This is a genomic window from Photorhabdus tasmaniensis, assembly GCF_011189505.1.
In the GTDB taxonomy this organism is placed as follows: domain Bacteria; phylum Pseudomonadota; class Gammaproteobacteria; order Enterobacterales; family Enterobacteriaceae; genus Photorhabdus; species Photorhabdus tasmaniensis.
Genome location: NZ_PUJU01000078.1, coordinates 1 through 12,532, shown reverse-complemented (window position 1 = coordinate 12,532; position 12,532 = coordinate 1). Strand labels below are relative to the sequence as shown.

Below are 12,532 nucleotides of genomic sequence, written 5' to 3'. Positions count from 1 at the left end.
TACCGATTGGCCGCCCAATATCCAATACCCAAATTTATATTCTCGATACCTACGGGAAACCTGTCCCAATGAGTGTCACGGGTGAACTTTACATTGGGGGAGTCGCTGTCGCCCGTGGTTACCTGAATCGCCCTGAATTGACCGCTGAACGTTTCCTTATCGATCCGTTCAGTGATAAACCAGGTGCCCGCATGTACCGCACTGGAGATTTGGCGCGTTATCTGCCGGATGGCAATCTGGAGTTTCTTGGCCGTAATGATCAGCAGGTTAAGATCCGCGGTTTCCGCATTGAACCGGGGGAAATTGAAGCTCGGCTGATAGAACACCCGGCGGTACGTGAATCGGTGGTGCTGGCGTTGGGAGAAGGGCAGGATAAGCGTCTGGTCGCTTATGTTGTGGTGCAAACGGATGAGGGGCTGGCGAATAGCCTGCGTGCTCACCTGAGTGCAACTTTACCTGACTATATGGTACCGTCGGCCTTTGTGCGGCTGGATGCACTTCCGTTGACCCCGAACGGTAAGCTGGATCGTCGAATGCTGCCGGCGCTGGATAATGACGCGTTTGCCCATCAGGTTTATGCCGCGCCACAAGGGGAAACGGAAATTGCACTGGCAGCTATTTGGCGTGAGTTGCTGGGGGTTGAGCAGGTCAGCCGACATGACAATTTCTTCACGCTGGGCGGTCATTCTCTGCTTGCCATGCGAATGACGAATCTTGCCGCCAGTTGTGGTTTGGTTTGCACATTAAATGCTTTATTCCAATTCCCGGTGTTGTCCGAACTGGCATCTAAAATCACGTCAGATTTATTGTTTCAACCGCAAAGCAGCGCCATATCGGTGCGAACGGCCGGAACGGAATTGCCGCTGTTCTTTGTTCCCAGTGGATTGGGGGACCATTCCTATGTCTTCGGGCTGGCTCAACATATCCAGTCAAGCTATCCGATTTATGCCCTTCCCTGGTCATCCATCAGTGAAGAACCGATGTCAACGATGGAAGAACACGTAGCCAGAATGATCAGCTTGATGAAAGCGGTTCAGCCGGAGGGTCCGTATCGGATATGTGGTTACTCTTCCGGCGGCATATTGGCTTATGCCATTGCCCAGCAGCTTTTGCATACTGGTGAGACGGTGAACTTCCTGGGATTGATTGATTCGCCGGCACCTCATTATGTCAGCGAACAGCCTATGCAGCCTAAACATCAGTTCTTTACCGAGTTGGCAAGGCAGTTTGGGGAAGAACACACCGAGGAGATAGCAGCGTTGTACCAGCGAATCAATGAGCTGAATTTAGTCCAGTTTATTGAAGCAGCACAGGAGTTGGCGTTATACCCGGTCAATCTGCGCGCTGATTTAATCGCAAAACGTTGGGAGCAGATAGAGTGTTATGCGCAAATAGTCGGAAATTATGAGCCGCAAGGACTAGCGGTAACGTTGCATCAATTTTATGCGATAGAACCTTCCTCCTCTTTTATTGCGGATGAAGAACCAGAGTCGTTAAATATAGAACCGTCGCTAGGCTGGGCGCAGATAATATCTGATACTTCGCTTAAGTTGATTGCGGTACCGGGTAACCATTTTAGTTTATTGGAGGAGAATGAAAATAAAGCGGCTTTAGCGCAGGCTATGAATAGGGTGCTGGCAATCAATTGTGACAGGGAGGTGTTGTAATACAGATATATTAATCAATATTGAATAATTTAATATTAGTGTGATAATCCGGTATATATTGTTTATGCCGGATTATTTCTATGCTAAAGCAGAATAAGGAAAGGCCGATTTTTATAATAAATTATTTGATTATATCTCTTCGTTATTGTTGTTATTTTCTATTATGTGATCTATATCTAATTATATTGTTAATTTTATTTTGTTTTTTTGATTTTCAGGGTATCTCGACTGTGTATTTAGTTGTAGAGTAATTATTGAAAATATTTATTTTGATAAAAATAATAGAAGACTTAATAATGACAATGTATTTCCTGGTGATGATATAGGCTGATTTAATCAGCTTTAATTTCATGATCTCGTCTTGGTATATATTGTTTTTATTTTAAACAACTCGGGATAACAAGAGTGAAAAAACAGTGGTTGACAGTCTCAATTTATATGTTATTCGGTGTTTTTGAACTGAATAGCATTAAATTTTTTTCCTGCTTATACCTCGTAATGGTCAATATCGCCAGATATCAGAGGAATCGCATCAAAGAGCGATTCCTCTGGAGCATTTGTCATTTTAATCAATACCATACGGAGTTAATAATTACGCCTGCTACATTATTTTATTATTATAGAATAATATGTGGTGGAGTTAATTCTAAATTATAATTGTTTCTTAGTGGTATTGGGTGAAATAACGTTTCTATTTGCAATGGAATCTAATCGTTATAAAGCAATGTGCTTAAGTAGGTGTAGGTTTGTTTATGGCATCTACACGAGTGGTACTATTTTGTTGTTATAAAATAATATCGTATGTGATTGTTTTTAATCTAAGGTTATATTTTTGTTAAATACACATAATAAATGCAGGCAATTAGCTTGTCTTTAATTGTGTTATTTATCATCAGCTAATGGGGATTATAGAGAATTAATCTAAAAAACAGGAGTGAAAATGGAATGTTTTATTCTGTGTCATGAATTGAATTATTTATTTCGTTATCAGGGGAATTAGCATCGTAGCGTTGTTAATGATATGGCTATTAACCGGGCTATGGCATCCCGTATTTGTGTATTTTGAAGAGATGTCGGATGTATCCGTTTTTATTTCTTGGGGGTAAGAAGTAAGAAAAATACGGGTGATGGCTGTCAGGAATGACAGTTTTCAAATTTCTAGCAGATTCGTTGGAGTAGAAAATGAAAGATAGCATTGCTCAAGCAGGAAGTGCTCTTAACGCCGAACTCTTTCCACCGGCGTCAGAAAATATAACTAACGTAAATGACGCTTCCTCACAGATTAAAAATACAAAGAATGTTCTCAAGGCACTCACACTCAGTGAATTATTCTGGTACGAACGCCTTGCCGCTTTGCAATCATCCCAGTTACCTTTTGAGACCGCTAGGGAGCAAGTGGAGCCCAGATGGGCAATCAGCCTTTGGCAGTCCCCGTTGCCAAAAAACGGGGAAGAGGACCCATTGCAAATGCTGTTGCAGGCATTTGTTATTTACCTTGCGCGCCTGACTCAGCAAACTGAATTCCAAATCGGTTGGGGCGTGAAGGCAAACGATAACCTGACAGAGTTGGCACCGGTGGTGCCTATGGCTGTTGAGGTGGCGTTTGATAAGCCGTGGAGGGCGGTAGCTGACGGGATTGATAACCTGCTTGCTCAGTTGGTGTGGCACCAGACATTTAGTCATGATCTCCTTATTCGCTTTCCTTCGTTGCAGGCTATTCCGGCATTAACAACCCGCTGGCCGTGGCAGATAGCCGTCTCGGTGATACAGGATGACAAACAGTGTGATCAGAAGGTATCCGGTGAATTGCTAACACTCCAGGTGAATGCACAGGGTGGTTTTCGCTGGATCTACGATGCAAACCGTTTGAGTGGGGAAGTGGTTCAGCGGATGAGCGAACACTTACAGGTGTTGGCATTGTCGAAAGGGAATGGTGATGACATCCCTGTCGGGCAGCTGAATGTGTTGCCGGAGGCTGAACGTACATTGTTACTGGAGACCTGGAATGCCACGGAAACCCCTTATCCTGATCCGTTATGTATTCATCAGCTGTTTGAGCAACAGGCAGAGCTGGCCCCGCAGGCCACAGCGTTAGAATATCAAGAACAGAGCCTCAGTTATGCGGAATTGAATAGCCGGGCCAACCGGCTGGCCCATCAACTGATTGCGCAGGGGGTCACACCGGACCAGCGGGTGGCGATTTGCGTGGAACGCTCTCCGGCGATGGTGGTGGCTTTGCTGGCGGTACTGAAAGCTGGTGGCGCTTATGTGCCGCTGGATTTAACTTATCCGGGAGAACGTCTGGCGTATATCCTGAATGATACGGCTCCGGCAGTGGTCCTGGCTGATGTGGCTGGGAGGGTGGCGTTGGGTGAAGCTGCGCTGGCGGGGCTGATAGTGCTTGACCCGAATACCCGGCCAGACCAGCCGGACAGCAATCCACGAGTCCCGGCGTTGACGCCACAGCATCTGGCGTATGTAATTTACACCTCCGGCTCAACCGGACAACCGAAAGGGGTGATGGTAGAGCATCAGGCGATTTATCAACGTTATTTGGGTTTTAATGACACCTATGCCGTTACGGCGCAAGACCGGCTGTTGCAATTTGCCGCTTTTGCCTTTGATGTTTCAGTGGAAGATTTCTTTTCGTCATTATGTAACGGGGCTACGCTGGTTCTTCGCGATGACAGTTGGTTAGCGTCGATGCCGGAATTTATTAATTTAACCCGGCAATATCGTATTACGGTGGTGTCACTACCGACCCTGTTCTGGTCTGAACTGGCGGCCAGAGAGACGGGGTTACCGCTGCCGGATTGTCTCCGGCTTATCATCATTGGCGGTGAGGCGGTCAAAAAGAACGCCATTCAGGATTGGTTCAGGCAGGAAGGCCACCGGCCCCGGCTGTTGAACGGTTATGGTCCGACGGAAAATGTCGTGACGGTGACCTATAAGGAGGTGTTATCCCCAGCCGATACGCATTCTATTGGCCGGCCAGCTAAAAATGCCCGCATCTACCTGCTGGACCAATATGGTCAACCGGTGCCATTAGGCTGTGTGGGTGAAATGTATATTGGTGGCGTTGGGGTGGCGCGGGGTTATCTTAACCGGCCGGAATTGAGCGCAGAGCGTTTTACACCGGATCCTTTTAGCCCGGTAGCCGGAGCGCGGATGTATCGCTCCGGGGATTTGGCACGTTATCTGCCGGACAGTGATCTGGAATTTCTGGGCCGTAACGACGAGCAGGTTAAAATCCGCGGCTTCCGTATTGAGCTGGGTGAAATTGAAACCCGGTTGCTGGAACACCCGGAGGTGCAAGAGGCGGCGGTGTTGGCGTTGGATAGTGAGCAGGGCAAACGTTTGGTTGCCTATGTGGTGGCGGCAGTACATGAGGGATTGGCTGCCGATTTGCGTGAACACCTGAGTGCCATTTTACCTGACTATATGGTCCCGACAGCTTTTGTGTGTCTGGGATCCTTTCCGCAGACCCCGAATGGCAAGCTGGATCGTCGGGCGTTGCCTGAACCGGGGGAAGCCGATTTTGCCCGGCAGATTTATGAAGCCCCACAAGGGGAGACTGAGATCGCCATTGCCGCCCTTTGGCGTGAGTTACTGGGTATTGAGCAGATAAGCCGGCATGACAGCTTCTTTGCGTTGGGGGGGCATTCACTGCTCGGCGTGCAGATGATTGAACGCTTGCGTCACTTGGGGTTGACATTGGCAGCGCGTGATCTGTTCCAGTCGCCGGTGCTGTCAGATCTGGCTCAAACGTTGGGACGGCATCAGGCCGTGATAGTACCACCGAATATCATTACAGCGGCCACCACGGCGCTGACACCGGCGATGTTGCCGCTAATTGAGCTGACTCAGCCTGAGATTGATCATATTGTCGGGCAGGTGCCGGGCGGGATGGCGAATATTCAGGATATCTATGCGCTGTCGCCGTTGCAGGACGGTATCCTGTTCCACCACATATTGGAAAAGGAAGGCGACCCGTATCTGGTGCTCTATCCGGTGGCTTTTGCTAACCGCACTTTGCTGGATCGCTATCTGGCGGCGATGCAACAAGTGGTTGATCGCCATGACATCCTGCGTACATCTTTTCTTTGGGAAGGATTGTCAGGGTCGGCGCAGGTGGTTTGGCGTCAGGCGACCTTGCCGGTGACGGAACTGACGCTGGACCCGGCTGACGGCCCGGTCATTGACCAGTTAACCCGGCGTTTTGATCCGGATCACTATCGTCTTGATCTGAATCAGGCCCCGTTGTTGCATTTTGTTATCGCGCAGGAAACCGATGGACGCTGGTTTTTACTGGAGTTGCAGCATCACTTGATCGGCGACCATGAAACAATGGAAGTGATGCACCGTGAAGTGCAAGCGTATTTTACCGGGCAGGGGGAGAGCCTGTCTGCGCCGGTTCCTTTCCGCAATCTGGTAGCGGAGGCCCGGCTGGGGGTAAGTCAGGCCGCGCATACCCATTTCTTTACCGACATGCTGGCGGCGGTGGAGGAGCCGACGCTACCGTTCGGGCTGACGGATGTGCATCGTGATGGATCTCAGAAGACGGAATCCTACCGGATGCTGACCGCCGGGTTGAATGACCGTCTGCGCAGTCAGGCCCGGCGTTTGGGCGTCAGTCTAGCGGCGTTGTGTCATCTGGCCTGGGCGCAGGTGTTGTCGCGTACCAGCGGGCAGGAGAAAGTGGTATTCGGTACTGTGCTGTTTGGGCGTATGGCGGCAGGTGAAGGTGCCGGCAATGGCATGGGGTTGTTTATCAATACCTTGCCGTTGCGGCTGGATATGGATGATACCCCGGTACGGGACAGTGTGCGGGCGGTGCATCTGCGACTGGCCGGGTTGCTGGCCCATGAACATGCGTCACTGGCGCTGGCCCAGCGGTGCAGTGGGGTCGTCAGCGGTACGCCCCTCTTTAGTGCCTTGTTGAACTATCGACATAATGTTCAACCGGATCCGCTGGATGAAACGATGGCCGGGATTGAATTCCTGGGTGAACAGGAACGGACTAACTATCCGTTTGTGCTGTCGGTAGAGGACGGAGCTACTACTCTGGGGTTGACGGCTCAGGTAGTGCAACCGTTTGATCCGGAAAGCCTGTGCAGTTATATGCAACAGGCGCTGGAAAGTTTGGTGGAAGCCTTGGAGCAATCCCCGGACATGCCCGTTCGGGCATTGGAAATCTTGCCGGAAGCGGAACGTGCCTTGTTGTTAAAGACCTGGAACGCCACGGAAACCGCGTATCCTGACCATTTATGTGTTCATCAGTTATTTGAGCTGCAAGTGGAGAAGACCCCGAAGGCGACGGCGCTGATAGCGGGAGATAGAACCCTGAGCTATACGGAACTGAATGCTCGGGCTAACTGGCTGGCCCATCAACTGATTGAACAGGGAATTCGCCCGGATGATCATGTTGCGATTCTGTTGGAGCGATCGATAGAACTGGTGGTGGCTCAGTTGGCTATTCTCAAAGTGGGGGCTGTTTACGTACCGATAGATCCCAGTGTACCGGATGAGCGGAAAAACTGGCTGATAAGCGATTGTTCAGCCAGGTTACTGCTCACTGATACACGGACTGATATTTCGGCTAATCTGGCTGTTCCGCTGTTGCGCTTCTCGGATGAGACAGATCCGGGCAGCGAGGAAGATCGCCTTAACCCTGATTTACCGCGTTCCAGCGATGGATTAGCGTATATCATGTATACCTCCGGTTCGACCGGTACACCAAAAGGGGTTTTAGTGCCGCATCGTGCGATAGTTCGGTTGGTTATCAATAATGGCTATGCCGAAATTGAACCGGATGATCGGGTGGCTTTTACGGCTAACCCGGCGTTTGATGCCAGCACGTTTGAAGTCTGGGCACCGTTGCTCAACGGCGGTGCGCTGGTGGTTATCGACCATGCCACGTTGCTGACACCACAAGAGTTGGTACCGGCTTTCCAGGCTCATCGCATCACGGTGCTGTGGCTGACTATCGGGCTGTTTAACCGGCTGGCGGCAGAGTTATCCCCGGTTCTTCCACAGATTAAGATCCTGATTTTCGGGGGAGATATCCCTGATTTACATGTAATTGCCCAGGTTCTGGATAATCGTCCGCCACAACAATTATTGCAGGCCTATGGTCCTAGTGAGGGAACCACCTTTACCACGATATACCCTATCGTGGCGTTAGCACAGGGTGTAACCCGCATTCCTATTGGTCGGCCAATCGCGAATACCCGTGTTTATCTGCTGGATGCCTATGAGCAGCCGGTACCGCCAGGGGTGATCGGTGAAATTTATGTCGGCGGAGATGGAGTTGCTCAGGGTTATTTCAATCGCCCTGAGTTAACCGCCGAACGTTTCTTGGTTGATCCATTCAGTGATAACCCGAATGCGCGTATGTACCGCACCGGGGATTTGGCCCGTTATCTACCGGACGGTAATCTGGAATTCCTGAGCCGTAATGATCAGCAAGTTAAAATCCGGGGCTTCCGCATTGAACCGGGTGAAATTGAGACGCATCTGGCAGAGCATCCAGCGGTGCATGAAGCTGCTGTGCTGGCTCGGGGGGAAGGTCCGGATAAACGGCTGGTGGCCTATGTGGTGGCGCCAGCGGATGACGGGTTGGTGAACAGCCTGCGTGCCCACCTGAGTGCCATTTTACCTGACTATATGGTGCCGTCAGCTTTTGTGCGTCTGGATGCATTTCCATTGACTCCTAACGGTAAATTGGATCGCCGGGCATTGCCGGCACCGGACAATGAAGCCTTTGCTTATCAAGTTTACGCCGTGCCTCAAGGCGAAACGGAAATGGCCCTGGCGGCGATTTGGCGTGAATTACTGGGAATTGAACAGGTTAGCCGGCATGACAGTTTCTTCGCCTTGGGTGGTCATTCGCTGCTCGCGATACGGATGGTTGAACGCTTGCGTCATCTGGGATTGACACTGACGGCGCGTGATCTGTTCCAGTTTCCGGTGCTGTTTGAACTGGCCCGGTCACTGGGACAGCACCAGGCTGTGACAGTGCCGCCTAACGCCATCACCCCGGCAGCCACGGCACTGACGCCGGCGATGTTGCCGCTGATTGATCTGACTCAGGCTGAGATTGACAGCATCATTGAACAGGTGCCGGGCGGAACAGCCAATATTCAGGATATCTATGCCCTGTCGCCGTTGCAGGACGGTATCTTATTCCACCACCTGCTGGCAAACGAAGGGGATCCGTATCTGTTGACGGGTCAGATGGCCTTTGCTGACCGGTCTCTGTTAGATCGTTATCTGACCGCCGTTCAACGAGTGGTTGATCGGCACGATATCTTACGTACGGCTTTTATCTGGCAAGGATTGTCAGTGCCGGCGCAGGTGGTTTGGCGTCAGGCCCAATTGTCGGTGACTGAGTTGACACTGAACCCGGTTGACGGTCCGGTGAGTGACCAGTTAACTCGGCGCTTTGATCCGCGTTATCATCGTCTCGACCTGAGCGAAGCGCCGTTATTGCGCTTTATGGTGGCGCAGGAGACCGATGGTCGCTGGATTGTTCTGCAATTGCTGCATCACCTGATTGGCGACCATGAAACAATGGAAGTGATGCACCGTGAAGTACAGGCGCTTCTTACTGGTCAGGCGGATAGCCTGCCTGCGCCGGTTCCTTTCCGCAATTTAGTGGCGCAGGCCCGGTTGGGGGTAAGTCAGGAAGCGCATACCCATTTCTTTACCGAGATGCTGGCGGCGGTAGATGAACCGACGCTGCCATTCGGGCTGACAGAGGTGCACCGCGACGGCTCACAGGTGACGGAATCCCACCGGATGTTAGTGCCTGAGTTGAATGATCGTCTGCGCAGTCAGGCCCGGCGTTTGGGGGTCAGTCTGGCGGCGTTGTGTCATCTGGCCTGGGCACAGGTGTTGTCGCGTACCAGCGGGCAGGAGAAAGTGGTATTCGGCACGGTGTTGTTTGGGCGGATGCAGGCAGGGGACAGCGCTGACAATGGTATGGGGCTGTTTATTAATACCTTGCCATTACAGCTGGATATCGATGATACGCCGGTACGGGACAGCGTGCAGGCTGCCCATACCCGACTGGCTGGATTATTAGCGCATGAACATGCGTCACTGGCGCTGGCCCAGCGGTGCAGTGGGATTGCCAGCGGTACGCCCCTCTTCAGCGCCCTGTTGAACTATCGACATAATGTTCAACCGGATCCGCTGGATGAAACGATGGACGGGATTGAATTTCTGAATGAACAGGAGCGGACCAACTATCCGTTTGTGCTGTCGGTGGAGGATTTTTCTGAATCCCTGGGGCTGACGGCTCAGGTTGTGCAACCGTTTGATCCGGAAAGGATATGCGGTTATATGCAGCAGGCGCTGGAAAGTCTAGTGGCGGCGCTTGAGCAAGTTCCGGAAATGCCCGTTCGGGCATTGGAAATCTTGCCGGAAGCGGAACGTACGTTGTTGTTAAAAACCTGGAACGCCACGGAAACTGTGTATCCTGATGTGTTGTGTATCCATCAGTTGTTTGAACAGCAGGTGGAGAAAGCCCCGGAAGCGACGGCACTGATAGCGGGAGAGAAGACTCTGAGCTATACGGAACTGAATGCCCGTGCTAACCGGTTGGCTCGTCAGTTGATTGAACAAGAGGTTTGCCCCGGTGACCATGTTGCGCTCTTGTTAGAGCGATCGATGGAGCTGGTGGTGGCTCAATTGGCTATCCTTAAAGCTGGCGGCGTTTACGTGCCGATTGATCCCAGTGTGCCGGATGAACGGAAAAACTGGCTGATAAGCGATTGTTCAGCCAAATTGCTGCTCACCGATACACGGACGGATATTCCCGCTAACCTGACTGTTCCGTTGTTTCGTCTCTTTGGTGAGACAGACACGGGCAGCGGGGAAGATTGCCTCAACCTTGGTTTACCGCGCTCCAGCGCCGGGTCAGCGTATATTATGTATACCTCCGGTTCTACCGGTACACCTAAAGGGGTTCTGGTGCCTCATCGTGCGGTGGTCCGGCTGGTCATCAATAATGGCTATGCTGAAATTGGACCGGATGATCGGGTGGCCTTTGCCGCTAATCCGGCTTTCGATGCCAGCACGTTTGAAGTCTGGGCACCGTTGCTTAATGGCGGCGCGTTAGTGGTGGTCGATCGTGTCACGTTGCTGACACCGCTGGAGTTTGTACACGTTCTACAGGTTCAGCGAATGACTGTGCTGTGGCTGAGTGTCGGACTGTTTAACCAGCTGGCGGCGGAGCTGTCTCCGGTTCTTCCGCAAATAAAGCTCCTGATTGTCGGGGGAGATGCTCTTGATCCCCATGTTATTGGGCAGGTACTGAGCACGAATCCGCCACAACAGTTATTGAATGGCTATGGGCCGAGTGAAAGCACTACCTTTACCACGACATACCGTATCACTGCATTAGCACAGGGAGCAATCCGCATCCCTATTGGTCGGCCGGTAGCCAACACGCGGGTTTATTTGCTGGATGCGTATGGTCGGCCGGTGCCGTTGGGGGTGGCCGGAGAGATTTATGTTGGGGGCGATGGAGTTGCTTGTGGTTATCTTAATCGTGCTGAATTGACCGCCGAATGTTTCTTGGTTGATCCGTTCAGTGATAACCCGGATGCACGCATGTACCGCACCGGGGACTTGGCGCGTTATTTGCCAGACGGCAATCTGGAGTTTCTGGGCCGTAACGATCAACAGGTTAAAATCCGCGGCTTCCGGATTGAACTGGGTGAAATTGAGGCCCGGTTGGCAGAACACCCGGCGGTGCGTGAGGTTGCAGTGTTGGCATTGGGTGAAGGGGCGGATAAACGGTTGGTTGCTTATGTGGTGGCAACAGCGGATGAGGCGCTGATGAACAACCTGCGTGCCCACCTGAGTGCAACTTTACCTGATTATATGGTGCCGTCGGCCTTTGTGCGTCTGGAGGCGTTTCCATTGACCCCGAACGGTAAGCTGGATCGTCATGCGTTACCGGCACCGGATGGTGAAGCGGTTGCCCGTCAGGTTTACGCGGCACCGCAAGGCGAAACGGAAATTGCCCTGTCGGTTATTTGGCGTGAATTACTGGGGGTTGAACAGGTCAGCCGGCATGACAGCTTCTTTGCTCTGGGCGGCCATTCACTGCTCGCGGTACGCATGATTGAACGCTTGCGTCACCAGGGGTTGACGCTGACGGCGCGTGATTTGTTCCAGTCGCCGGTGTTGTCGGCACTGGCCCAAACGTTGGGACGACATCGTGCGGTGATGGTACCGGCTAATGTGATTACACCAGAAACGACGAAACTCATACCTGCTATGTTGCCGTTGATTGATCTGACTCAGCCTGAGATTGACAGCATCATTGAACAGGTACCGGGTGGGGTGGCTAATCTTCAGGATATCTATGCCCTGTCGCCATTGCAGGATGGTATTTTGTTTCACCACTTACTGGCAAACGAAGGGGATCCCTATTTGTTAGTCAGCCAGATGGCTTTTGCTGACCGGCTGCTGTTGGACCGTTATTTGGCCGCAGTACAACAGATGGTTGATCGGCACGATATTCTGCGTACCGCCTTTATCTGGCAAGGATTGTCCGTGCCAGCGCAGGTGGTCTGGCGTCAGGCACCATTGTCGGTCACTGAATTGACGTTGGACCCGGCTGATGGGCCGGTTGGCGATCAACTGGTGCAACGTTTTGATCCCCGTCATTATCGTATTGATTTGGGGCAGGCACCGCTGCTGCGTTTTGTCGTGGCTCAGGAGGCCGATGGCCGCTGGTTACTACTGGAATTGCTGCATCACCTGATTGGTGACCATACCACGCTGGATGTGATGAATCGCGAAGTACAAGCGTATCTTACCGGTCAGGAAGACGGCCTGCCTACGCCGGT

2 protein-coding genes are annotated in these 12,532 nt (G+C 51.8%); both read left to right on the top strand.

Features of this window, described 5'->3' with window-relative positions:
* A partial coding sequence (locus C5471_RS21805) for a thioesterase domain-containing protein (protein WP_166296394.1) occupies positions 1-1,667 on the top strand: 1,667 nt, incomplete at its 5' end.
* A gap of 1,182 nt (positions 1,668-2,849) precedes the next feature.
* A partial coding sequence (locus C5471_RS21800) for a non-ribosomal peptide synthetase (protein ID WP_166296391.1) occupies positions 2,850-12,532 on the top strand: 9,683 nt, incomplete at its 3' end.